This is a genomic window from Salipiger bermudensis (assembly GCF_017309175.1).
Classification (GTDB): domain Bacteria; phylum Pseudomonadota; class Alphaproteobacteria; order Rhodobacterales; family Rhodobacteraceae; genus Salipiger; species Salipiger bermudensis.
The window spans coordinates 143,669-167,517 of record NZ_JAEKJV010000005.1 but is presented as its reverse complement, the minus strand read 5'-3'; the positions used below and the strand labels follow the sequence as shown (position 1 = coordinate 167,517).

The 23,849-nt window shown below is 68.1% G+C and carries 15 protein-coding genes and 2 pseudogenes; 2 read left to right on the top strand and 15 right to left on the bottom strand.

Features of this window, described 5'->3' with window-relative positions; genetic code table 11:
- Window positions 1–79 precede the first annotated feature (79 nt).
- Entirely contained in the window at window positions 80–2,401 is a 2,322-nt protein-coding gene (locus JF542_RS08755) for a type VI secretion system Vgr family protein (protein WP_207075553.1), read from the top strand.
- On the opposite strand, the gene tagF is transcribed toward JF542_RS08755, so the two are convergent.
- The 15 genes and pseudogenes from tagF to JF542_RS24595 all read right to left on the bottom strand — a co-directional run.
- Window positions 2,388–2,867 carry a type VI secretion system-associated protein TagF gene (tagF, locus tag JF542_RS08750; RefSeq protein WP_207075552.1) on the bottom strand — a complete coding sequence of 160 codons (480 nt, stop codon included), beginning with the start codon at window positions 2,865–2,867 and terminating at the stop codon, window positions 2,388–2,390. The two genes, JF542_RS08755 and tagF, sit on opposite strands and share 14 nt — an antisense overlap.
- A 2-nt stretch (window positions 2,868–2,869) precedes the next feature.
- Window positions 2,870–6,424 carry a type VI secretion system membrane subunit TssM gene (gene tssM, locus JF542_RS08745; protein ID WP_207075551.1) on the bottom strand — a complete coding sequence of 1,185 codons (3,555 nt, stop codon included), beginning with the start codon at window positions 6,422–6,424 and terminating at the stop codon, window positions 2,870–2,872.
- A 4-nt stretch (window positions 6,425–6,428) separates the two neighbouring features.
- On the bottom strand, window positions 6,429–7,787 hold the full coding sequence (gene icmH / locus JF542_RS08740) for a type IVB secretion system protein IcmH/DotU (protein WP_207075550.1): 1,359 nt from the start codon (window positions 7,785–7,787) through the stop codon (window positions 6,429–6,431).
- 1 nt (window position 7,788) lies between these two features.
- Window positions 7,789–9,123 carry a type VI secretion system baseplate subunit TssK gene (tssK, locus tag JF542_RS08735; RefSeq protein WP_207075549.1) on the bottom strand — a complete coding sequence of 445 codons (1,335 nt, stop codon included), beginning with the start codon at window positions 9,121–9,123 and terminating at the stop codon, window positions 7,789–7,791.
- Between the two features lie 14 nt (window positions 9,124–9,137).
- Complete coding sequence (tssJ, locus tag JF542_RS08730; protein WP_007799498.1) at window positions 9,138–9,590, bottom strand: type VI secretion system lipoprotein TssJ; 453 nt, start codon at window positions 9,588–9,590, stop codon at window positions 9,138–9,140.
- A gap of 1 nt (window position 9,591) precedes the next feature.
- Window positions 9,592–11,214, bottom strand: a complete 1,623-nt coding sequence (gene tagH / locus JF542_RS08725) for a type VI secretion system-associated FHA domain protein TagH (protein ID WP_207075548.1) — start codon at window positions 11,212–11,214, stop codon at window positions 9,592–9,594.
- Window positions 11,211–12,275, bottom strand: a complete 1,065-nt coding sequence (gene tssG / locus JF542_RS08720; protein ID WP_207075547.1) for a type VI secretion system baseplate subunit TssG — start codon at window positions 12,273–12,275, stop codon at window positions 11,211–11,213. Before tssG ends, tagH begins: the two co-directional genes overlap by 4 nt.
- A complete protein-coding gene (gene tssF, locus JF542_RS08715; RefSeq protein WP_207075546.1) occupies window positions 12,239–14,116 on the bottom strand; it encodes a type VI secretion system baseplate subunit TssF in 1,878 nt (625 codons plus the stop codon). The genes tssG and tssF overlap by 37 nt, the downstream gene beginning before the upstream one ends.
- Window positions 14,116–14,838 (bottom strand): type VI secretion system baseplate subunit TssE, encoded by a 723-nt coding sequence (gene tssE, locus JF542_RS08710; RefSeq protein ID WP_207075545.1) that lies wholly within the window; start codon window positions 14,836–14,838, stop codon window positions 14,116–14,118. The genes tssF and tssE overlap by 1 nt, the downstream gene beginning before the upstream one ends.
- Before the next feature lie 22 nt (window positions 14,839–14,860).
- Entirely contained in the window at window positions 14,861–15,370 is a 510-nt protein-coding gene (locus JF542_RS08705; protein ID WP_007799489.1) for an Hcp family type VI secretion system effector, read from the bottom strand.
- A gap of 30 nt (window positions 15,371–15,400) precedes the next feature.
- Window positions 15,401–16,909 (bottom strand): type VI secretion system contractile sheath large subunit, encoded by a 1,509-nt coding sequence (tssC, locus tag JF542_RS08700; protein WP_007799485.1) that lies wholly within the window; start codon window positions 16,907–16,909, stop codon window positions 15,401–15,403.
- Window positions 16,910–16,912: 3 nt separating this feature from the next.
- On the bottom strand, window positions 16,913–17,452 hold the full coding sequence (tssB, locus tag JF542_RS08695; RefSeq protein ID WP_007799484.1) for a type VI secretion system contractile sheath small subunit: 540 nt from the start codon (window positions 17,450–17,452) through the stop codon (window positions 16,913–16,915).
- Between the two features lie 21 nt (window positions 17,453–17,473).
- Entirely contained in the window at window positions 17,474–18,622 is a 1,149-nt protein-coding gene (locus JF542_RS08690) for a type VI secretion system protein TssA (RefSeq protein ID WP_207075544.1), read from the bottom strand.
- 206 nt (window positions 18,623–18,828) lie between these two features.
- A pseudogene (gene tssH / locus JF542_RS08685) lies at window positions 18,829–21,507 on the bottom strand (type VI secretion system ATPase TssH); the annotation flags it as partial.
- Window positions 21,446–21,583: pseudogene (locus tag JF542_RS24595) on the bottom strand (hypothetical protein); the annotation flags it as partial. The pseudogenes tssH and JF542_RS24595, both read right to left, overlap by 62 nt.
- Window positions 21,584–21,711: 128 nt before the next feature.
- Between JF542_RS24595 and JF542_RS08680 the strand changes: the two are divergent.
- Window positions 21,712–23,805 carry a protein kinase domain-containing protein gene (locus tag JF542_RS08680; RefSeq protein ID WP_207075542.1) on the top strand — a complete coding sequence of 698 codons (2,094 nt, stop codon included), beginning with the start codon at window positions 21,712–21,714 and terminating at the stop codon, window positions 23,803–23,805.
- Window positions 23,806–23,849 lie beyond the last annotated feature (44 nt).

Here is a 23,849-nt window from a genome sequence, read left to right as displayed (position 1 = left end):
TCGGGAATCCCTGTATAGTCAACAGTGATTACAGCTTGTTATTTTGATCCGACCATTCCCGATAGAGGGGACGCGCGATATGACCGACCGAATTGCCGAACTGACGACCCCGATCAATATCGGCGGCGCCGGCGACCTGACCTTCTCGCGGATGAGCGGGCACGATGCGATCAGCAGCTGCTTCCGCTACGAGGTGATTGCCGTCAGCGAGGATCCCGACATCCCGGCCAGCGAGCTGCTCGGTCAGGTCTGCAACGTCGCGGCCCACACGAACACGCTCGACGACACCCAGATCCGCCACTTCAGCGGCATCGTCGACCAGTTCGCCTTTCTCGGCACGGAGAGCGATGCCTTCGACGTCGTCTACGGCTACCGGCTGGTGCTGCGCCCGGCGCTCTGGCTGCTCTCGAAAGCCAGCGACAACCGCATCTTCCAGGAGATGACGGTGCCCGAGATCATCAGCCAGATCCTCGACGAGAACGGTTTCTCGGATTACGAGCTGCGACTGAGCGGCAGCTACGATCCCCGGATATACTGCGTACAATACGGCGAGAGCACGCTGGATTTCCTGCAGCGCCTGATGGAGCATGAGGGGATCTTCTACTTCCACGAATTCGACGAGTTGCGGCACTCGCTGATCATCGCCGACAGGCTCGACGATCTCGTGCCGCAGGCCGATCTGCCGGTGTTGCGCTTCGAGCCCGACACCACCGACGCGCAGCGCGGCCCCGGCGTGATCACCAGCTGGCGGCGGCAGGCCACCGTGGTGACCGGCACCCATACCCAGACCGATTACGATTTTGAAAAGCCCTCCGCCGATCTCAGCACCAAGCTCTCGGATCCCAAGAAGCACAGCGAAAGCGAGATGGAGCGCTACGACTATCCCGGCGTCTACACAGAGATCGGCGGCGGTCAGCGGCTCACCGATATCCGTCTCGAGGCCGATCAGGGCAGCCATTTCGAGATGGATGCCGACAGCACGGCGAGCCTGCTCTGGTCCGGCAACAGCTTCGATTTCATCGACTTCCCGCGGCTGGTTGAGAACGATGCCTATTTCATCCTGCGCGCCGATTACGAGCTCTGGGACGGCCAGTATTTCGCCGGAAGTTCCGAGACGGGCGACGAGGCGATGGGCTACAGCGCCCGCTACCGGGTGCTGCCGGCGGCCTCGCGCTGGCGCCCGCCCCACGCGACCCCGCGCCCGGTGATGCGCGGCCCGCAGACCGCCGTGGTGGTGGGTCCGGGCGGCGAGGAGATCTATACCGACCAGTACAGCCGGGTGAAGGTTCAGTTCCACTGGGACCGGGTCGGCGAGAAGAACGAGAACTCGTCCTGCTGGGTGCGGGTGAGCTCTGCCTGGGCCGGCTCGGGCTGGGGCTTCATCCAGATCCCGCGTATCGGTCAGGAGGTGATCGTCGACTTCCTCGAGGGCGATCCAGACCGGCCGATCATCACCGGCCGGGTCTACAACGCCGAGCAGATGCCGCCCTATGGCCTGCCCGGAGAGGCCACGAAATCGGGCTGGAAGTCAAATTCCTCGCTCGGTGGCGGCGGCTGGAACGAGCTGATGTTCGAGGACAAGGCGGGCTCGGAGCTGGTCTATTTTCAGGCCCAGAAGGATCATGACGAACTGGTCAAGAACAACGAGACCCGCCATATCGGCAACGACTGGTCCGAAGAGGTGGTGCACGACGCCACGCAATGGGTCGGCAACAATCGCGACGAGACCGTCGACAACTGCAAGACCACCCATGTGAAGGTCGACCGCACGGTCAATATCGACCATGACGACACCGAGACCGTCGGCAACAATCGCGCGCTGACGGTGGGCGTCAACGAGACCATCATGGTCGGTAGCAACTCGACCGAGACCATCGGAGTCAACCACAGCCAGAGCGTGGGCAGCAACCAGACGGTGTCCGTGGGCGCCAACCGGGTCGACACCGTCGGCGTCACCGAGACCCGTACCGTGGGCGCGGCGCAGATGAACACCATCGGCGCCGCGCGTCAGGTCACCGTGGGCGCCAGCCAGGGCCACGGCATCGGCGGCTCGGACGCCTGGAAGATCGGCGCCAGCCAGTCGGTCTCGGTTGGCGCCGATCAGGTCACGCAGGTCGCCAAGAACCATTCGCTCAATGTGGGCGAGATGAGCTCGATCTCGGTCGGCAAGGACGCCATCGTCGCGATCGGCGAAAACGGTGTTGTCTCGGTGGGCAAAGACCTCACCATCGACGCCAAGGACAGCATCAGCCTGACCTGCGGCAAGGCCAGCATCCTGATGAAGAAGGACGGCTCGATCACCATCAAGGGCAAGGACATCAGCATCGACGGCTCTGGCAAGATCACCGCCAAGGCCAGCAGCGACATGACCCTCAAGGGATCGAAGATCAACCAGAACTGACGAGCCGCTCCAGCGCCTCGGGGCCGCGCGGGATGCGCCCGGGCGCCCAGACCAGCGGCGGGCGCAGCACCGCGCCCCCGCCTTCGGGAGCGAGCGGCGCGAGCGCTGCGGCAAGTCCGTCTGCCCCGGCCTCTCCGGCCACCGCACGGTCGAGATGCGGCAGCACCTTCCCTCCCCAGCGCTCGGCCGCGTCCTGCGCCACGGACGCCACCGCAGAGACCGCCGCCAGCGGAAATGCCCGCCCGGCCGCGTCGACGCTGGGCACCACCAGCAGCAGGAGCACGTCCTCGCGGGTGCCCTCGAGCAGCGCCATCAGCCCTTGCGCCGGCCAGCGTTCCGGGTGTGCCGAGAAGGCGCCAAGGTGACGCGTCAGCCACTGGTCGACGCGCGCCCGCTGCCCCGGCCCTAGGCCGCGGGCGAGGAAGTCCCCCGCCAGAGGCAGCTTTCCGAACAGTCCGGTGGCCACGCTCAGAACCCGCGCGGACAGGTGAAGCCCGAGAACATCTCGAGATCGAACGGGTTCTCCACCGAGTTAGCGCGCAGGTTGAAGCTCGCCGAGAAGCCGCGCGCCCCGAGCCGGAGGCCGAACACCTCGGGCAGCGCCGTGGCCGAGAGCGCGCCCTTGCGCAGCATCCGCAGGATCGCCCAGCTTCCGGTTTCCGAGGTGATGACCTCGCCGCTGCCGTCCACCGGCGCGAAGCTCAGGGTGATCATGTTGGTCTGGTCAGGCCCCGGCCAGGTCATCGGCACCGGGCGTGCGGCGGCGTTGAAGTACGACAGCACCTGCCCGTCGACATTCAGCGTCACCCGGCTTGCATTGGGCGAAAGGTCGCGCGGCTCGAGACTGAAGGCCATGACCGGCCCGGCACCGCCGGGGAACAGCGCGTCGCGCATCGATCGGGCGTTCTCGAACGGGGCGAGCACCGAAGGCTCGAGCCCGAAATCCGCGCGCCACTGCCAGGGACGCACGGTGGTGTCGATATAAGCGCCGAGATGCGTTTCGATGAAGGCGTCGATCAGCCCGCCGCGCCCGAAGAGCCGGGCGAAATCGAGCGTGTTCACGTCGATGGCCGAGCTCTGGTCGAACGGGTAGCGCCCGGCCGTGGCGGAGACGCAGAACGGCAGCACGTCGGCCCGCCAGCGGGCGTTGAGCTGCGCCAGCACCGCCTCGCGGGTGACGCTGATCGCGTCGCCGGCAATGCCCGAGATCCAGTCGTCGATCGGATCGGGCAGCGCCGCCGCCTCGTTCGCGATGGCCCCGGTGAGCTTTGGCAGACCGCCGCGCGCCAGCAGCGCCGCCTGCGGGTCGGGGCTGGCCGAGACGGTCTGCAGCTCGTTCGACAGCGCGGTGAGCGCCGCGACCGCATCGCCCAGCAGTGGCGGCTGGCCATCGACCTCCTCGACGGTGGCGCGGATCGGCGCGAAATGGTCCGAGACCGGGGTGCCCGGCGGATCGGGCTCGACCGTCTCCGAGCCGCCGCCCGCCCTGGCGATGCGGGTGCCGGTCTTGACCAGCTTGCCGAGCTTGCCGAGCTTGGAGAGCGCCTTGGTGCCCTCGCGCTGCGCGGCGGAGTTGTTGGCGAGCCCTCCGCCGCCCGCATCCTCGGGCCGCGCCAGATGGGTCTCGGTCACGACCGAGGTCAACAGCCGCTTCAGCGCGCTGTCCGCCGAGGCAAGGTCCTTGAGGTTCTGCCGCGCCTGCTCGAGATCCGAGATCGGGGTCAGCCGGATGTCGCGCAGGAAGCCGTCCCACTGGGCGATGAAATCGTCGTAGTAGAGCTTGAGCACGTCCGCTTCGAGCGTGTCGACCGAGGCCTCTGCGCTCTCGTTGCAGCCGCCGGCGAACACCGCCCGGTCGAGTTGCGCCTGCGCCGCCACCTCGGGCACCAGCGGCAGCACGGTCTCGTGGAAGCCCGCAAAGGTGAAGGCGCCGGGCAGACCGACGCGCAGAGATTTCTCCGACAGCCGGGTCAACACGCGTGCACCATTGGGCCCCGCGACCTCGGCGGGCACCCATTCGGGCAGCGAAGCCACCGCCGGGTCGCTGCGCAGGCTGCGGTAGGCGCGCACCGCCAGCGGGATGGTGCAGATGCTCTCGAGCGCGGTCGAGATCAGCGCCGCGTCTGGTTCGATCTTCTGCTCTTCGCCGCCCATGCGTTGCAGCGCGGCGATCTGGTGGTCGATGCTCTCCTCGGTGGGGAACACGTCGATGGGCGCGAACTCGGGCAGCACGGTCTGCCACCAGACATTGAGAAAGGCGGCATCGTAGGGCGCCTGACCGGTCAGCATCTGATAGGCCTTGAGCCCGCCGAGCAGGAATTCCGGGTCGCGCGCATGGCGCCACATAGTCGCCTCGAGCAGCGCCACCATGCGCGGCTCGAGCACGTTCCGGAGCGTATGGTCATAGGCGATCTCGTGCACCCGGGCGAGCTCGGGCTCGGCGGTCGGGCCGAGCACGGTGAGCGGCGACGGCGGCAGCGTGGTGGCGGCGTTGACCGTCTCGTTGGCGGCGTCGAGCGCGAGGTCGAGATCGAGCGGATCGGTGGGCGCCTGCCGGGAGGCAACATTGGCCAGTCGCGCCGAGAGCGTCGCGAGCTGGCGCTCCTGATCGGCGAGCGCCCCGTTGTAGCGCAGGTAGGAGAACAGGAAGGCGGTGCCCAGCAGCGCCGTCACCAGAACCGCTGCCGCCAGCGTGCCACGCCACGCCCAGCGCCGGCGGTCCTCGGCCCGCGGATCGAAACGGCCAAGCCCGGCCTCGGGGAAGATCAGTTCGCTCAGCAGGTTGCGCAAAAAGAAGCTGCGGGTCTCGCGATGCGCGCGCCGCTCGGGACGCGGTGCATCCATGCCCAGCGCCGCGGCGGTGCCCGCCACCAGCCGGTCGATGGGCGAGCCCTCCTGCGTGGCCGAGCTGAAATAGACGCCGCGCAGCCACGGGCTGTCCTCGTAGCGGCTTTCACCGAACACCGCCTCGACCAGCACCTTGAGCGGCCGCGTCAGCGCCTCGACCTGCGCCGGGAAGCGGAAGATCTCGGCCCGTTCCTCGAGCGGCAGATCTTGGGCGATGCGCCCGTCAAGCCGCGCCTCGAGCGATTCCTGAAGCACCTTCATCTCGCGCTCGACGGTGATCGCGTCGACCCGGTCGGCGGTGCCCAGCGTGGCGCCCCAGACCTGCTCGCGCTCGCGGGTGTTGAGATCGCCGAAGAAGCTCTCGAAGCCCGGGATCAGGTCAGCCTTGGTGATCATCAGGTAGACCGGCAGCTTCAGGCCGGTCTGCGCCGAGAGCTCCGCGAGGCGCTTGCGGATCTCGCGCCCATGCTCGCGGATCGCGGTGTCGTCGCCGGTCAGCTCGCGGGTCGAAAGCGTCAGGATCACGCCGTTGAGCGCCCGCCGTCCGCGGTGCTTGACCAGAAGCTCGACAAACCCCTTCCACTCGGCGGCGTCGACCTCCGGGTCGGACTGCTGCTGCACGTAGCGCCCGGCGGTGTCGATCAGCACCGCGTCCTCGGTGAAGAACCAGTCGCAATTGCGGGTGCCGCCGATGCCCTTGAGATCGTCCGACAGGTCGATCGGGAAATGCAGCCCCGACTGGCGCAGCGCCGTGGTCTTGCCGGTGCCCGGCGGGCCGATGAAAACGTACCACGGCATGTCGCGCAGGAACTTGCGGCCGCCAAGCTTGGAGCGCTTCATCTGCTCGAGCACGCCCTGGAACTTGGCGCTGACCTCGGCGAGGTTCTCCTCGCCCGGCGCCATCGCGGTTTCGGGCGGCGGTGCGGCCAGTTCCGACACGAAGGCGCGGTTGGCCTTGGCGGCGCGGATCTGGCGGATCAGCATGGACAGAAGCCACAGGATCAGGATCACCCCGATCACGATGACCCGCACCAGTTCCCCGGCGAGCGGCTGCGCCGAACCGATGCTGACCAGCGGACCGTAGAACCAGATCAGCGTGCAGAGCACCGCAATGCCGATCAGCGTCCACAGGAAGCGGGAGAACAGGAAGCGGAAGATCGCCTTGAGCACACCCATCGCCTCACACCTTCTTCTGCAGGATGACTTCGACGCGTCGGTTGCGCGCGCGCCCGTCGCGGGTGCCGTTGTCGGCGATCGGATCCTCGGCGGCGCGCCCCTCGGAGCTCACCAGCTCCGCCGGCACGCCCTGCGCGCGCAACATGTCGGCGATGGTCTTGGCGCGCGCCTCGCTCAGCCCCTGATTGGAGCGGAACGGGTTCGAGGTCTGCACAGGGATGCTGTCGGTATGCCCGACCACACGCACCGCGCCGATGAACTCGATATTGTCCCGGATAACCTGCGCGATGGAGCCCACCAGCGGGCTGTAGACATCGTTGATGTCGGCCTTAGCCGAGCGGAACACCTCGGGTTGGGTCGCCTGAATCACCACCACGGCGAGCGACACGTCCTCGCGCCCGCTAAGCGCCCCGCCAGTGTCCGAGGGCGCGGCCTCGGCGAAGAGCGGCAGCAGTTCGAGCACCACAGGCTCGGCCACGAATTGCGGGCTCTCGACGGTCTCGATCACCGGGCGGAAGATCTCGGCCCGCTCGGTCGGCGGCAGCAGCCCCGCCACCGAGAACAGCTGCTCGCCCCGCTTCGACAGGCTCATGCCCAACGCCACGTAGATGCCCACGACAAGCGCCACCGCGATGAGCCCGATGGACCAGAGCGGCACGATAAAGCCGCGATCCTCGTCCTCGGCACGGACCCCCTGCCAATGCGGCGAGAGCGGCGCGTCCTCGCTGTCACGGTCGCGCAGGATACGGGCCATCTGGCCACGCAGCTGACCCAAAGCCGCCTCCCCCGCACCCGGCTCGAGCCGGTGCTTGCCGCGAAATCCCAGCGACAGGCAGAGAAACGCCAGCTCGAGCAGCTCCGGGTCGCGCTCGGGGTAGCGCACAAGCCCCTCGGCCAGCTCGAAGAAGCGCTCCCCCGCGTCGATGTCGCCATACATCTGCACCACCAGCGGATGGCGCGGCCAGCCGCTTGCCCCGCCCCATGGCGTGTTGAGCGCGATGTCGTCCAGCAGCGCAGCCACGAACCACGCCCCCTGATCGGCACGGGTCAGCGTGACCCCGGCGGTCACCGCAGCGTCGCGCGCGTAGGTGAGGTTCTCGTGCAGGCGCAGGCGCAGCAGATCCGGGTTCTCCGGCGGCACCGCGCGCTCGAGTTCAGGCGCGAAACCCAGCAGTGCGGCGTAGGAATTGACCAGAGGGTTGTCGCTCGCCCGTCCACCGCGCAGCCGCACCGAGCCGCCGCCCTCGGGCATGACCACTTGATCGTGCCGCGGCGTGCTCTGGTTCTGCCGGGCAGCGGGGCGCGGCCGGATGCGGGTGCGCCCGGCGTCGTTCTCCAGCCCGAATGGATCTTCGTCACTCATGTCACCGGCTCACCGCATAGCAATCAATCTCGGGCTCGCGCTCCAGCTTGCCCGCAACCCCCACCACGAAGCCCGGCGCCTCTGCCAGCGAAGCCCAGTGGTTCGAGCTGCGGTCGAGCTCGAGGCAGAGCCGCTCGCCATCATAGGGGATCTCGCGCGGCTGCGAGCCGAGCGGCTTGAGCGGGATGCCGGTCAGTCGCGACTTCCACAACGCGTCGAAATCGTCGGCGGCGCCCACCGTTGCCTGGTCGACGAACATCTTGCGCAAGAGCGCCTCCGAAAGGTCGCCCCCCACCCGCAGCACGATGCGGCTGGTCCGGATGATCTCGGGGTTGTCGATGCGCACGGTCCAGATGTTCTCGGAATGGCGCGTCACCCGCAGGGCACGGCTCTTGGGCTCGACATGGCGCAGCGACAGCACGAGCGAGCGCAGCGTGTCGGCAAGCTCGCCGAAGCCCGGCTGCGGATCGGTGTGGTCATAGGGCGGCATCTCTCCGAGGCGCCGCGCCGAGGCACCGTAGGTCGCCAGCCGCCCGGCGATGGCGGCGAGCTCCATGTAAAGCTCGGAGGGATGGAAGTTGTCCTGCGTCAGCATGTGCGCCAGCCGCTGCCGCGCGCTGTTGGCCGCCTCGAGGATCAGCAGGTTCTCCATCGAGGCGCCGGTGCCGCCCAGCACCATGCCGCCATGGGCGTCGGCCACCCGGTCGATGCCGGTCACCAGCTCCTTCAGCAACCGCCCGTACCACGGCACCGCCCCGGTGTTCAGCGCCGGCGGCAGGAAGCCCGCGTCAAGCAGCGCCGAGCCATCCGCGCTCAGCCCCTCGAGCCGGGCAATGGGCAGCGTGGCGTAGCCGCGGGTCTCGTCCTCGGGCAAAAGCAGCTTCGGCGCCAGCTGCGCCACCTCGAGCTCGACCGGGTCCGAGCCTTCGCGGATCTCGTCGCGCACCGTGACCATGCGCCCGCGATAGCGGGTGCCCGAGGCCGGCGCGTGGGCCGGGTCGATCTGCGGCGCGTCGGCGGCCACCGCCGGCACTGCAAGGTGCACCAGCCCTGCCCCCGATTGCGAGACAACGCCCACCGGCTCGATCTCGGCGGTGTCATGCGGGATCGAGAAGAACGTGCCGTCCGGCATCACGCCCTGCGCCTCGGCGATGGCGATCTGCCCGGTCTCCAGCGCCACCGGGTCAAGCGCGAGCTTGGTGAAGCCGAAGCTCTGCAGCGGCATCGCCTCGAGCGCCTGCCACAGCTGCCACGCCGCGTGCCGGTCCTGCTGCTGCAGGTGCTGGGTCCGAAGGAAGAGCCCCTCGGACCAGACGACCTTGTTCCTGTTTGCCATGCGGGTCCTTTCGTTCAGGCGGTGGTCACGCTCAGGCCGCCGCTGCCGACCGAGATCATCAGGCCGATGTCCTCGGCGGGGGCGGCGATCTTGCGGCGCACGATCTTGCCCGCGGGGTCGCGGAAGCCGGCGGTGACGCCGATGGTGGTGACGCCGGTCTGCAGCGTGATGTCGCGGGTGGCGCTGGCGCCGGGGGCGAGCACGATCTGGTCGGACCTGATCAGTTCGCCGCCGAGCGCCGTGGCGGGGTCCTGCAGCGCGAAGACATCCGCCGCGTCGAAGGCGCTGGAGCCCGAGAGCTGCAGCACGCTCACGGTGACCGGACGGTCTGCGCCGTCGGGGCCGGGGTTCATCCCGGCGGCGCCCGAGACGCGCACGGTCATCACCGGTGCGGCGGTCTCCATGCAGCCCGCGAGCGCCAGCCCGCAGCCCCCGATGATCAGGAAATTGCGACGATGGATCAGCATGTCAGTCCCTCCTCTGGTTTTCATAGGCCTCGCGGAAATCCGCCCCGACCTCGCCGAGGAACTGCTCCTCGGCGGAGCGCGCGATTTCGCGGTAGCGTTCCTCGTAAAGCTGCCACAGCTTGGCGCTGCGCCCCCCGGCGATCAGGCTCTCGAGCCGGCCGACATCCTCCATCTCGCGCGAGATCTCGGCGGGATCGAACTTGTCGACCATGCGGCGCAGCGCGGTCTGCAACGCGGACCAGGTACGCACCTGGTGGTCGGTGAGATCGCGGAAGGCCTCGGCCAGCGCCGGCTCGGGGGCAAGGTAGCCGCGCCCACGCGGGCGGATCAGCGCCTCCAGCGCCTCCTCGGAGGTGGCGAGAAATTTCAACGGATTGACGTCCTGACTGGCGATGATGGTCTGGGCCACGCGCACCTTCTGGCGCTCCTTGGCGCGGGTGCGCAGCAGCAGCATGACCCCCTCGACCATGGCGCGCATGGAGGCGCCAATGCGCTCGATCTCCTCGTCGCTCCATGTCTCGCGGCCCTCGGGGTCGAGCCCCATGCCCCGGAACAGCGCCTCGAGCCGGTCGCCCTGCCCGCTCGCCGGCGGCGGGTCGCTGGCTGCGGGCTGCTGGGGTGGGACCGGCGGCCCGGAGGCTTCGGGCGGCGGGGCCTGAGGCTCAGGGGCGCCGCGCACGGGCTGCGCGACGGCGGCCACGGGCGGTTCGGGGCCGCGCTCTGACTCGGGCGCGGTCTCTTGCCCTGGCTCTGGCTCCGGCTTGGGTGGCGGGCCGAAGGAAAAATCCGCCGACAGGATCGGCGTCTCGTCTTCGTCCGGTTCCTCGGGCGCCTCGACCTCCGCCACGGGCGGCGCAAGCCCCGCCGAGAGATCCGCAAACAGGTCGGAACGGCGCGGCGGGGCCTGCTCCGGTTCGGGTCTGGGCTCGCCCACAGGCTCCGAGCCACGCGAAGCGGTCGCGTCCTCGTCGAAGAAATAGCCCCGTCCGGGCCGCTCGCGCTGGCGCGGCGTCGCGTCGTCACGGCGCGCCACACCTGAGGGCGCGTCCTCGCCGCGCGGCGCGCTCCGGGCCGACCCACGCAGGTCGAGCTCGAACGGATCGGCCTGATCCAGCGGCCTCGGCGGCTTGGGCTCTTCCTTCTCCCAGCTCAGCGCCTCCCCGCCATCGCGGCGCAGGCCGAACGGATCGGGCAGCGAGGCCGGGCGCTCGGGCGGCGGGGCGACCTCCTCGGGCGGGCCGAAATCGAAACCGCCCGACTGCACCCGCGCCGGCGCCACGGTGCCGCTGCCGGGGTCCGCCGGAGCGGCGCTGGCAGGCTCCACCCGCAGGGTGAAATCCCCCAGTCGCAGCCGCATGCCCGGCTCCAGCGGCACCGCGTTGCCCGCGCCCACCGGGTTGGCCGCGTTGTCGATGAACAGCCCGCCGGAGGACGCATCGGTGACCATCACCCGTCCGTCCTCGTCCGACAGCACGCAATGCCGGCGCGAGACGAACATCTCGGGATCGTCGAGCTGCCAATCCGCATCGTCGCTGCGCCCGATGCTGAGCCGCCCGCCCTCGAAGACCATCTCGGTCACCGCCTGCGGCCGCGGCGCCGCCTCGATCACCAGTCGCAAACTCATGATGCCCCTCCCGCCGCAGCGCCGGTGCTCTCGGTGAGGCTGCCAAAGCAGAGCTCGTCGCCATCGCGCCCGGCGACCGGGTCGAGCCACAGCGTCTGCCCCAGCCGGCCCTTGCCGATGCGGGCCTCGGGGACCTCGTCGGCGCGCAGCACGAGGCGCAGGCCGAAATCGAGGTCGCGCCCCATGGCAAAGACGACCGCATGGCGCAGCCGGTCCCACGCCTCTGCATCGTCGAGGAAGGTGGTGAACTGCGACAGCGTCAACGGCCCGAGCCGGATCTCGGCGCGGGACTGCCGGTCATAGCTGCGCGCCCCCACCACCGCCCCGGTGCCAAGGCCGCAATATTGCTGCCCCACGCGGGTCTGCAGCGGTTCGGGGATCTCGATCCAGTGGCCGGAGAACTCGTCGATGCTCACCGGCATCTCGAGCACCGTCTCGAGGAAGCGCGCCAGCCGCTCGGGGCTGCGCACCTCCTGCGCCAGCGAGGTGGCGTGGTGCAGCTTGGAGCCGTCGAGGCGGCGGTCTCCGGTCATCTCTCCGGGCAGCCCGATCCCCGCCAAGGCGCGCAGCATCGCGGTGATGCGCTCGCCATCGCCATGGGCGATGTGGATCTCGGGCCGGGTGTCGGCCCAGGCGCGCCAGTAGAGCGCCATCATCCTGTGCTGCAACAGGTTGGCGAACTCGAGGAAGGAGGTGTCGGCGGTGACGCCCTCGCTCTCGCCCGAGAACCAGCGGTTCGACAGGCGCTGCAGGATCCAGCGCGTCATGTGCAGCGGCATCGGCCCCTCGGGTCCGATCAGCCCCAGCACGTTGACCGTGACCTGCGCCGGGTGCGCGCCCCTCGCCGGTGTAAAGGCGGCGAGATCGGAGGTGGCAAAGCTCATGCGTGCCGACTGGCCCAGCCGGGCCGGCTCGCGCCCGGCATCGCCAGAGCGTCCGAAGCGGCGGTCCTCGGTCTCGAGCTGGCGAAGCAGCTCGAAGAAATCCATCTCGGCGATCTCCTCCGCCGAGGGGGGCGCGGCGCTCAGATCAGCGCGCGTGTGCCCGGCGTCATCGGCCATCTCACCTCCGTCTGCTGATGGGTCAGTTTCGTACGGGTCCGGATGAAGGAATTGATCGCCGCGTGCCGCGCGAAGAGCCGCGAGAGCAGCGCCGAGAGCAGCAGGTCGCTGCCGCCCGAGAGCATCTGATCGTTGACCAGCAAGGTGATCTCGGTGCCGCGGCCAAAGCAGATCGGCCCCGAGCGCTGCAACCGCTCGACGATCGAGCGCGCCTCGATGCCCTCAACGCTTTCGCCGTGGCGGCGCAGGCTCGGGTCGCCGCGATCGGCATAGAGCGAGATCAGCGCCTGCAGCGGCTCGGCACCATCGCGGCTCTCGGTCAGCGAGATGTGGTTGAGGCTGAGCTGGCTGATCCAACGCCATGTAAGGTGATCGAGCTGGCCCTCGCCGCCAGCGCCGTGCGGCAGGCTCGAGCGCAACGACGGGCGCGGCCGGCGCATGTTGCGCAGCAGGCGGATCTCCTGCACCGGATCGCCGGTCTCGAGGGTGAGCTTGGGCATGTCGTCGAGGATCGGCAGATCGCGGTTGGTGCAGAGCGCCCGCACATCGAGCCGGCGCAGCGGCTTTGTCGCCTCGCCGCCGGCCGGGCGACCGATGGAAACGTAGAAATCGTCGCCCGAATAGCTCGAGCGGGTCTGGCCACGGCGCACCTCCTCGGTGTCGGGCAGGCGCGGGCGGCGTTCGGCGGAATAGACCGCGCCGCTGTCGGCGCTGACCTCGGTCGAGAACAGCGGCTTGACCCGTGCCTGCGGACCGTCGGCCTCGGCATCCTCGACCCGCAGGAGGCGGTAGATCTCGTAATCCTTGGGGCGGGTGCGGTCGGCCTGCACGATATGGGCCGAGCGGTTGCGCCGCAGCTCCACGAGGTTGCACTCGTGCTCGAAGAGGTTGACGACCGGGCTCACGAACAGGCTCAGGTCCTGCGCCGAGGTGCTGGAAAGGTCGCCGCGCTCCTCGGTCAGCAGCACCACGATCTCGGCCTTGCCCTTGTCGCAGGCGCGGATCACCGGGGCGAGCCCGTCGAGCCGGAGGTAGTGGAAGCGCTCGGGCATCAGGAAGTACTCGCGCAGCAGGCGGTACCCCTCGAACGAGGGCCGCACGCGCGGCAGCAGCGCCTCTGTGTCGCTGATGCCCACCATCTGCGGTGCGTCGATGCGGCGGAACGGGGTGCGCCCGTCGGCGGGCCGTGCCGCGGCCCCTGCCCCGAAGCCGAACACCGCGTCGAACAGCGCACCGCCGCGCGCGCCGGTGCCGAGATAGACATCGAGCCGGTCGAGCGACAGCTCCGACAGCGCGCCCGCCCCTTGCCGCTCGATCTCGAACAGCAGCCCGGCCGAGGCCTCTCGGGTCAGCGCCTGGCTCACGCCCGCCTGCGCCAGCGCGCCGCGATCCGGCAGGTAGCGCACCGCGCCAAGCTTGATCGGCCAGAGATGCACCTCCTGCGCGGTGGTGTAGGTACAGCGGGTCTGCAGCCCCTCGCGCAACCCCGAGACCAGCCGCGTCCCACGCTTCATGCGGTAGCCGTCGAGCATCCGCTCGACCTGCGGTCCGGGCCCCATGCGCGCCATCGACATCGCCGGCGACGGCCCGGCGAGATCGGGATAGAGCATGTCGAGCAGGTTGCGCACGTAGCGGCTGGCCTCGGCATCGACCTTGAGCCGCGTGCGCGCGGCAAGGAAGGCCACGCCCTCGAGCAGCCGCTCGACGTAAGGATCGGGACACGGCACCGCGTCGAGCGCGAGGTTGCGCGCGACGTTGGGGTGCAGGGCGGCAAATTCCTGCGCCAGCCCGCGGATATGGCCGAGCTCTTCTTCGTAGTAATCAAGGAAGACCGCGTCCATCAGCGCTCCTCCAGCGTCGTGCGGGCGTTGCCGTTGTCGAGGTCGATGGTTGTCGACAGGCGCATCCGTTCGGGCACCGGTGACAGCAGCAACGTGCCTTCGATCTGGATCACCAGCCCGGCCTTGGCGGAGCGCTCGACCTTGACCTTGACGCTGTCACGCTTGAGCCGGGGCTCGAAGGTGTTCATCACCAGCTTCAGCTCACGCGCCAGCGCGTCCGCGTCGAAATCCAGCCCGTTCCGCCCCGAGAAGGACGGCACGCCGTAATTGAGCACGCTGCGCCGCACCTCGGGAAACTCCGCGAGGAGATCCCCGGGGCTCTCGTGGTCCAGCATTTCGCGCTCGGTCAGCAAGAAGTCCGCCTCCAGCCGCTCGGTATTGAACAATATCTCGATGTCGCGCCGCACCGCTTCGCGCAGCACGTCCGCGGTGACCACGATGCCGCTGTCCTCGAGCATCTTCTGCCGGGCGCGCAGCCCGAACAGACGCCGCGCGAGGATGCGGGTCTCGTCGTCGAGACCGTCGCGGCGTTCGATGCCGCGCAGGCCGCCCTCGAGCAGCACGCCGACCTCCTCGGCGGAGCCAAGCGCCACCGCCAGATCGCGGGACAGCGCGTCGGCCTCGGCCGAAAGCCCCGGCAGGTCGTTGACCAACCGGTCCCAGAGGGACGGCTGGACAACTTCCTGCCGGGAGACAGCCTGCGACTTGCTACTTTCGGGCATCAGGGGTGCTCATCGGCGCGCCTCAGGCCCCCATGGCGATGTCGAACTCGACCTCGTGCTCGTCGCCGGCGGAGTGATCCTCCTCCTGGACGATGTACTTGATCTTGATGTTCTCGAACGCGAAGCCGATCGACTCCTGCAGCTCCTGACCTTCACGCTCCTTGCCCTCGGAATCGGTGATCCGCCCGACGCCATTGACCTCGTATCTCGAGATGATCGTGTTGGTCATGGTGATGGTGAGGTAGTCGAGATGGGCATCGCCCGAGTCCCGCCGCACCGTCACGATCACGTCCTTGAAGCTCTTGGCCTGCATCGCGGCGAGCGCGATGTAGGGCGAGGAGGCATCGTAGACCTTCTTGCAGTAGAGCGACGAGACCTCGGCGCGCGAGCGCGCCCGGCCGCGGCCGGTCTGCGCAGTGGCGGCCTGCTCGACCGACCACATGATGTCGGTGATGTCGATCTCTTCCTCATGCTCGGCGCGCTGCGACTCGCCGTCGATATCCGGGATTTTCAGATAGCCGGTAAATGCCATTCTACCTCTCCATTTGCTTCAAAGTCAGTGCTACGATTTCACGGAGGGCAGCTCGGAGACGAGCCTCAGGCTCGCATTGATCCCCTCCAGCTGGTAGTGCGGCCGAAGGTAGAAGCGGGCGTTGTAATACCCGGGACGTCCCTCGACACTGTCCACCTGCACCTCAGCGGCAGCAAGCGGTCTTCGGGCCTTGGCCTTGTCATCGGCCATGGCCGGATTGGCGAGGACGTAGCGGTTAATCCACTCTCCCAGCCAAACCTGCATATCGGCGCGTTCCTTGAAACTTCCGACTTTGTCGCGCGCGATGGCTTTGAGGTAATGGGCGAACCGGCTGACCGGAAACAGGTAGGGAAGGTTCGCCGACAGGCGTTCGTTCGCCTGCGCATCGGGGTCGACCAGCTTGCCGGCCCGCGTTTCGTCATCCTGCAGCGAGTGGGCACCGATGAAGGCGGCCACGTCGGTATTCTTGCGGTGCAGGATGGGCATCATGCCGAGCTTGGCCAGTTCCGCCTCGCGCCGGTCGTCGATGGCGATCTCGGTGGGGCATTTCATCGCCACCGAGCCGTCATCCGTGGGGAAGGTGTGCACCGGCAGGTTCATCACCGTGCCGCCGGATTCCACGCCCCGGATCTGCGTTCCCCAGCCCGAGATCTTGTGGCTGCGGTTGATGTTCACGCCCATGGCGAAGGCCGCGTTCATCCAGACGTAATGGTCGTGCTGGCCGTCGAGCTCTTCCTCGAAATCGAAGCCCTTCACCGGCACCGTCTCGGCGCCGTAGGGCAGACGCCCGAGCACGCGCGGCATGGTCAGGCCGATATAGCGCGCATCCTCGGATTCGCGCAGCGACTGCCAGCTGGCATATTCCGGGCTCGAGACGATCTGCTCGAGGTCCTGCGGATTGGGCAGTTCCTGCCAGCTTTCCATGCGGAACAGCTGCGGCGCGGCGGCGGCGATGAACGGCGCGTGGGCCGAGGCGCAGATGCCGCTGAGATTGCGCAGCATGCCCACGTCCTTGGGCTTGTGGCTGAACTCGTAGGCGCCGACGATGGCACCGAAGGGCTCGCCGCCGAACATCGAGTATTCGTCCGAGTAAATCTTCTTGAAGACCGCAGACTGGTCCCACATCTGGCCCTCGTAGTCCTCGAGGTGGTCGGCCAGTTCGTCCTTCTTCATGTTCATCACCCGGATCTTCAGCTTCTGATCCGTTTCGGTGTTGTTCACGAGGTAATGCAGGCCGCGCCAGGTGCCCTCGATCTCGCGCACCTCGGGAGCGTGCAGGATCTCGTTCATCTGCTTCGACAGCATCTGGTCGATGCCGGCGATCAGCGACTTGATCGACTTCACCGCGTTGCCCGAGATCGTCGCGGTGCCCGACTTCTCCTTCGCCGCAACCGCGAGGTTGGCGACCAGCGACTGCAACTTGTCGCTCTCGGCGTCCTTGACCCGGAAATCCTTCTCGAGCAGCGAGGAGAACTCCCCGAGGTCGAGCGCTTCGGCCTCGGCTGCGCCGCCGGCGTCCGTCTTCTGTTCTTCAGCCATGCGTCAGTCCTCCTTGCTGTCGGCCTGCGCGGCCATCGCCTGCTCTGCGGCCTGCGCCAGCAGCGGCTCGTTGTTGAGAAGCTGGGCGATGCGCTTCTCCGCATCGACCTTGCCGTCCATGTAGCTGAGCAGCTCCTCGAGCTTGCGGCGCATGCCGAGCAGCTCGTTGAGCGCCGGCACCTGCTCGGCGACCTTGTCGGGGGCGAAATCGCTCATGCTCTTGAAGCTGAGATCGACGAACATCTCCTCGTCCGCCTCCTCGCCCTCTTCGGCCGGCAGAGTGTTCTTGACCCGCGCCTTCACCCGCGGTGCCAGCGCTTCCATGAACTTGTTGAAGCGCCCGGCATCGGTCTCAACGAAATTGCGGTCGCCGATCGGCTTTTTCGCCTCGGGCGTCTCGGAGGCACCGGAAAGGTCCGCCATCACCCCCATCACGAAGGGCAGTTCAATGGTCGTGGGGCTGCCGTAATGCTCCACGTCATAGGCGATCTGAACCCGGGGGGCCCGGTTTCGTTCAATGACTTTCTGCTTGCTGTCGGCCATCCGAATACCTTTCCTGTGTCCCTATTTCTTCTTGTCGTCGACCCCGGCGATGTTGCGGAACTCCTTCAGTCCCGAGGGCGCGATCTCTTCCATCAGCTCCAAGAAATCCATCGCCACCATGCGCCGCATCCGCCGGGCGAGATGCGGGATCGGAGACGAGGGCTCGGTGCGCTCGTAGAACTCGACGATGCGGTCGAGCGAATTCTCGACATCGGCGCGGTTGCGGATCGCGCCATCGACCGCCGGCACCGCCGGTGCGGCAGCGGCGGGCGCGGCCCCGGCGGCGGGCGCTGCGGCCGCGCCGTCCGGTGCAGGCGCGGCGGCCTGTGTCTCGGGCGCGGCGGACCCGGCCACGGCAGCGCGGCCCATCTCGAGGCTGGCGCGGCAGCGCTCGAGGAACTCGAGCAGCTCGGGCAGGATCAGTCCCTGCCCCTCCGGCAGCCCGGCGCCCTGATCGAAAGCGGCGCACAGCGCCTTGATGCCCGCCTCGCAGGCCATCAGATCCGCGATCATCGCGTCGGCGCGCTCGGTCTCCTCGGTGGCGAGCGCCCGCGTCGCCGCGTTCACCCGGTTGACCCGCTGGCCGTGCTTCGAGACCAGCGCGTCCTTCTCGCCCTGGCTCAGACCCGAAGCGGCGCGGTTGAGCATCTCGAAATCGCTCAACCCAGCCTTCGCAAGGTCATCGCCGCTGATCGGGCCGATGCCGCGCGGGGTCAGCACAAAGCCCCAGCGCAAATCGCCCAGCAGACCGTTGTCGTCGTTCTCGAGCTGGCGCAACGCGTTGGAGCGCGGCAGCACCGCCATCTTCGGATCGGGCCGGTCGCGCAGCGCCGGGTGCAGGCTGTCCCAGTAGTCGGCCAGCGTCTTGGTCAGAAGCTCGAGCCCGTGGCGCAGCCCCTCGAAGCCCTCGCTGCCGTAGCCGGCCCGCACGAGGATCACCAGGAGTCGCAGATCGCGACCATCGGCAGAGAGCGCCCGGCCCTCGTCCATGATCTCCTGCCACGGCACCGCAGCCGCCGCCTCGTTGATCGCTCCATCATCCTTAAGGCGAACGCTGCTGTCGGCAGCCTCGAGCAGACGCTCGATGGCGTGAAACCTCCCATCATTTCTCAACTCGACACCGGAAGGCTGATCGCCTTCCACAGGCGCCAGGAGCGAAACGATCTCCATCAGAAATGGCCTCTAAAAAATGACTTAACGAAACAAAGTGTTACAGACGGCGTCGATTCGGGCAACGATCTTGAAGGTAAGGTATTCAATGCCCAAAACGCAGGCTCGCGAGAAAATGATCGCGACGCTACGTCAAGATTCTCCTAATAGTTGCAACATATTACCAAAAACCGAGCGACGACCGCGCCCGTTTCCGCCGCACCGGCCTAATCGAACGCGTAACCGAACCCCTCGGGACCGCCGGTCACCGTGACCCTGTGCAGCGCCTTCTTCTCCAGTTGATAGGACAGGATTCGCCGGCTCAGCTCTGGCAGCAGCGTGTTGGTCAGAATGGCGTCGATCATCCGGCCGCCGCTCTCGATCTCGGTACAGCGATCCTTGATGACCTGCATCGCGCCGTCGCCCATCACCAGCTCGGCGCCATAGCCCTCGCCCAGCCGCTTGGCGATGCCGCGCAGCTTGTGACCGGCGATGGCCTCGATCATCGTGTCCGAGAGCGGATAGTACGGGATCGTCACCACCCGCCCCAGCAGCGCCGCCGGGAAGACGTTGAGCAGCGGCGGGCGCAGCGCGTCCGAGAGCACCTGCTCCTCGACCGCTTCGGTGCCGTCCTTCGTCAGCCGCATGATCTCGTCCGAGCCGACATTCGAGGTCAGCAGGATCAGCGTGTTCTTGAAGTCGATCCGGCGGCCCTCGCTGTCATCCATCATGCCCTTGTCGAAGACCTGAAAGAAAATCTCGTGCACATCGGGATGCGCCTTCTCGACCTCATCGAGCAGCACCACCGAATAGGGTCGGCGCCGCACCGCCTCGGTCAGCACCCCGCCCTTGCCGTAGCCGACATAGCCCGGAGGCGCGCCCTTCAGCGTCGAGACCGTGTGGGCCTCCTGGTATTCGCTCATGTTGATCGAGATGAGGTTGTCCTCGCCGCCATACATCAGCTCGGCCAGCGCCAGCGCGGTCTCGGTCTTGCCGACGCCAGAGGGGCCGCAGAGCAGGAACACGCCCACCGGCTTCTCGGGCGCCTTGAGCCCGGCGGCAGAGGTCTGGATGCGGTTGGCGATCATCTCCATGGCGTGGTCCTGACCGACCACCCGCTCGGCGAGGTTGCTCGCCAGCGACAGCGCGCGCTCGGTCTGGCTTGCCAGCATCCGTCCCATGGGAATGCCGGTCCAGTCCTGCACCACCGCGGCCACCGCCATGGCATCGACCGCCGGCAGGATCAGCGGCGTCTCGCCCTGCGCCGCGCTCAGCGCCGCCATGCGCTCGCGCAGGCTGTCGAGCGCGGCGGCGCGGTCGAAGCTCTCGGTCACGGGCTCGGTCTGAACCGGGGCCTCGGCCACGGCAACGTCGCCTTCGGCGACCTCCCACTCGGGCGGCGGCGCGTCGCCGATCTCGCCGGTCTCGTCGAGCTTGGCCCCGGCGCCGCGCAGCTGGGCACGCAAGTCGAGGATCTCGGCCACGATGGCCTTTTCCTCCTCCCAGCGCGCATTGGCGCGGTCGAGACAGGCCTGCGCATCGGCAAGCTGGGCTGCCACCTCGGCGGCGCGCGCGTCGACCTCGATGCCAATCGCCTCCTCGCGTTCGATGATGCCGGACTCGATCTCGAGCGCCGCCAACCGCCGCTCGCAATCCTCGACCTCGGCAGGGGTGGCGTGCTGGCTCACCGCGACGCGGGCGCAGGCGGTGTCGAGCAGGCTGATGGCCTTGTCGGGCAACTGCCGTGCCGGGATGTAGCGATGCGACAGCTTCACCGCCGCCTCGATGCTCTCGTCCAGCAGCTCGACCTTGTGGTGCTTCTCGAGCACGCCGGCCACGCCCCGGCACATCAGCACAGCCTTCTCCTCGTCGGGCTCGTCGACGATCACCGTCTGGAAGCGCCGGGTCAGCGCCGGGTCGGGCTCGATATGCTGCTTGTACTCCGCCCATGTCGTGGCCGCGATGGTGCGCAGCTCGCCGCGCGCCAGCGGCGGCTTCAGCAGGTTGGCCGCATCGCCGGTGCCGGCGGCACCGCCCGCCCCGATCAGGGTGTGAGCCTCGTCGATGAACAGGATGATCGGCGTGTCCGAGCTCTGCACCTCCTCGATCACCGCCTTGAGGCGCTTCTCGAACTCGCCCTTCACCGAGGCGCCAGCCTGCATCAGGCCGATGTCGAGCATGTGCAGATCGACATTGCGCAGCTGCGGCGGCACGTCGCCGCGCGCCAGCCGCTGGGCGAAGCCCTCGACCACCGCGGTCTTGCCGACCCCGGCCTCGCCGGTGAGGATCGGGTTGTTCTGCTTGCGCCGCAGCAGGATGTCGACGATTTGCCGGATCTCGGGGTCGCGGCCCACCACCGGGTCCATCTTGCCCGCCTTGGCGCGCTCGGTGAGGTTGGTGGCGTATTGCGCCAGCGCCGACTTGCCGCCCGGCGCGGGCTTGGCCTTGGGCGCCTCCTCCGGCGCGGTGGCCGGGCGCTCGACGCTGTCGACCAGCAGCGTGTCGAGCTGGTCGGCCATGGCGTTGGGGTCGATCTTGTCGAACTCGAGACTGATCTTGTAGAGCAGCCCCTCGAGCACCGGCACCTTCAGCGCCGCGATCAGCAAGTAGGCCGAGCGCACCGTGTCATCGCCGTAATCGAGCGACGCGAGGCTCCAGGCCTCCTGGATGGCGCGGAAGATGTGGTCGGAGAACTCCTCGACGGCGCTCGCGCCATGCGGCAGCGCGTCTGTCGCCTTGAGGATGTCGCCGTCGAAACGGTGCCGGTCGACCCCGGCGGCATCAAAGAGAATCGCAACATCCGAATACTCGGTATCCGCGAGCGCCGTGACGAAGTGGACAAGTTCCACATAAGGGTTGCCGCGCCGTTTCGCGGCCTGTGCAGCCTCGGAAAATGCCTTGAGGCAGGTGGGGTTGAGCTTGCCGACAAGCTCCTTGCGCTTGATCGTTTCCTGCGAGCCGCGAGTGGCCATCTTTGAGTATCTCCGGCGAAAAATATTGTCCGGCAGAGCCGGTAATGAAATAATCGGTCTCGTATTATGCTTTCAGACTAACCTAATTTCGCTTTCAAATCGACCGCTTTGGCGCTCGCCGGCCACGAGGAACAGATCGTGCTCAAGGACCCGCTCGCGACGGACATCTTTTCCAAGGGCCAGGTGCTCAACAATACATACGAGGTGCTTGGCGTGCTCGGGCGCGGCGGAACCGGCGAGGTCTACCTCGCCCGAAACCAGATTTCCGAGCGCAACGTGGCGATCAAGGCGCTCAACGCGCAGTTCTCGGGCCAGTCCGAATATGTCGAGCTGATGAAGCGCGAAGAGCAGATGCGCAGCATTCTCAACGACGCGGTGGTGCGCTATTCCGACTGCTCACGCTCGGATGACGGCCACGTCTTCCTCGTGATGGATTACGTCGACGGCATATCGCTCAGCGACCTGATGGAGCAGCGCCGGCTCGAGGATCGCGAGCTGCTGATCGTGGCGCACCGCGTGCTCGAGGGGCTGGTGGCGACCCATGCGCAGGGCATCGTCCATCGGGATCTCTCACCCGACAACATCATCCTGCGCGCCGGCGAGCCCGAGCAGGCGACGATCATCGACTTCGGCATCGCCAAGGACACCGCCGCCGGCGCGCGCACCATCGTCGGCAAGCAGTTCGCGGGGAAATACGAATACGCCGCCCCCGAGCAGCTCGACGGTGACGCGGATTTCCGCGCCGACCTCTATGCGCTCGGCGCCTCTCTGCTGGCAGTGAAGCGGCGCGAAGTGCCGGAGGTGGGCACCAATCCCGGCGAGGTGGTGCGCTTCAAGGCGCGTCCGCTCGACACCTCGGGGCTGGAATCGCCGCTGAAGGACCTGATCGAATGGCTCGCCGCCCCCGATCTGCGCAACCGTCCGCGCGATGCGACCGAGGCGCTGGAGAAGCTCGACAGTTGGCTGAAGCCGTTCTCGGGCAAGGCGACCGGAAAGCAGAAAAAGAAGACGGGCGGCCGCGGCGGGATGATCGCAGCCGGGCTCTTGGTGGCGATGGCCGCCGGCGGCGTCGCGCTGTGGCAGGGCGGCGCGTTTGATGCGCTGTTCCCGCCGCCCCTGCCCCAGGCCGAACCCTACCGGCTGAGCGCCGTCAAGAACGGCGCCACCCCGCACCTGAGCGGCAACGCCCCCGACGAGGCGGCGGCGCAGACGCTGAGCGCCGCCTTCGGCGAGGCCGCGGGCGGTGCCGCACCCGAGGGCGCGTTGACGCTCGCGACAGGCCTGCCCTTCGAGGGCTGGACCGAGGAGGTTGCAACGCTGCTCACCAGCCTCGCGCCGCTCGAAAGCTGGGACCTCGAGGTCAGCGGCAACACCGCCCGGCTCACCGGCCTCGCCCCCAGCACGCCGGCGCGCGACGCGCTCCGCGATGCCATTTCGGGGCGCGACAGCGCGCTCGCGGTCAGCGCCGAACTGCTGGCAGGGCCCGAGCGGCTGCAGGCCTCCGCGCTCGACCGGGTGCTCGCCGGCCACGCCGATTGCGGCCCGCTCGAGCAGCTCGACGGCGATGGCGTGACCTATGCGCTGTTCGAAACCGTCACCATCACCGGCGACATCTCGGACGAAGCGGTGGCCGAGGCGATGCGCGCCGACCTGAGCCCGGCCATCGGCGACCGCAAGCTGCGTATCGAAACCCGCACCCTGAACGAGGATCTCTGCGCCATCCGCTCGGTGATGCCCAACACGCCCGCCGGGCCGGTGTCGATCTGGCTCGGCGACGGCGGCACGGGCAAGCCGGTGCTCACCGGTGTCTACCGCACAGGCGAGAACCCGGTGGCCGAGATCCAGCTGCCCGCCGACGTGGCCGACGCCTCGCTCTGGGTGATGGTGGTCGACAACACCGGCAAGGTCTTCCACATCCTGCCCAACATGAATGCCGAGGAGACCTCGGTCGACGCACTCGGCGTGGTCGAGAACGGCATTCGCAAGATCCGCGTGCTGTGGCCGATCTCGTCGCTGACCGAGGACCCGACGCGGCTGGCGGTGCAGGTGACCGAAGGCGATTACGGCAAGTCCGAGGTGGTGGCGATCCTGTCGCGCGAACCTCTCTTCGACATCCGCCGCCCGCGCGACGAGAGCGTGGCCTCGGTGGCCGAGGCCCTGGCCGAGACGCTCGAGGGCCGCGAGGGCGTGGTGCTTGGCGTCGCGTCGCGGATCATCGACGCACGGCCCTGAGCGAATGACAACATGGCGTTGGGCCGGCGCTGCGCGAGGAGCGT

Excerpts from the sequence above, each read along its gene's own strand:
- JF542_RS08755 (WP_207075553.1), top strand. The coding sequence starts at position 80 with ATGACCGACCGAATTGCCGAACTGACGACCCCGATCAATATCGGCGGC.
- tssM (WP_207075551.1), bottom strand. The coding sequence starts at position 6,424 with ATGGGTGTGCTCAAGGCGATCTTCCGCTTCCTGTTCTCCCGCTTCCTG.
- icmH (WP_207075550.1), bottom strand. The coding sequence starts at position 7,787 with ATGAGTGACGAAGATCCATTCGGGCTGGAGAACGACGCCGGGCGCACC.
- tssK (WP_207075549.1), bottom strand. The coding sequence starts at position 9,123 with ATGGCAAACAGGAACAAGGTCGTCTGGTCCGAGGGGCTCTTCCTTCGG.
- tssJ (WP_007799498.1), bottom strand. The coding sequence starts at position 9,590 with ATGCTGATCCATCGTCGCAATTTCCTGATCATCGGGGGCTGCGGGCTG.
- tagH (WP_207075548.1), bottom strand. The coding sequence starts at position 11,214 with ATGAGTTTGCGACTGGTGATCGAGGCGGCGCCGCGGCCGCAGGCGGTG.
- tssG (WP_207075547.1), bottom strand. The coding sequence starts at position 12,275 with ATGGCCGATGACGCCGGGCACACGCGCGCTGATCTGAGCGCCGCGCCC.
- tssF (WP_207075546.1), bottom strand. The coding sequence starts at position 14,116 with ATGGACGCGGTCTTCCTTGATTACTACGAAGAAGAGCTCGGCCATATC.
- tssE (WP_207075545.1), bottom strand. The coding sequence starts at position 14,838 with ATGCCCGAAAGTAGCAAGTCGCAGGCTGTCTCCCGGCAGGAAGTTGTC.
- JF542_RS08705 (WP_007799489.1), bottom strand. The coding sequence starts at position 15,370 with ATGGCATTTACCGGCTATCTGAAAATCCCGGATATCGACGGCGAGTCG.
- tssC (WP_007799485.1), bottom strand. The coding sequence starts at position 16,909 with ATGGCTGAAGAACAGAAGACGGACGCCGGCGGCGCAGCCGAGGCCGAA.
- tssB (WP_007799484.1), bottom strand. The coding sequence starts at position 17,452 with ATGGCCGACAGCAAGCAGAAAGTCATTGAACGAAACCGGGCCCCCCGG.
- JF542_RS08690 (WP_207075544.1), bottom strand. The coding sequence starts at position 18,622 with ATGGAGATCGTTTCGCTCCTGGCGCCTGTGGAAGGCGATCAGCCTTCC.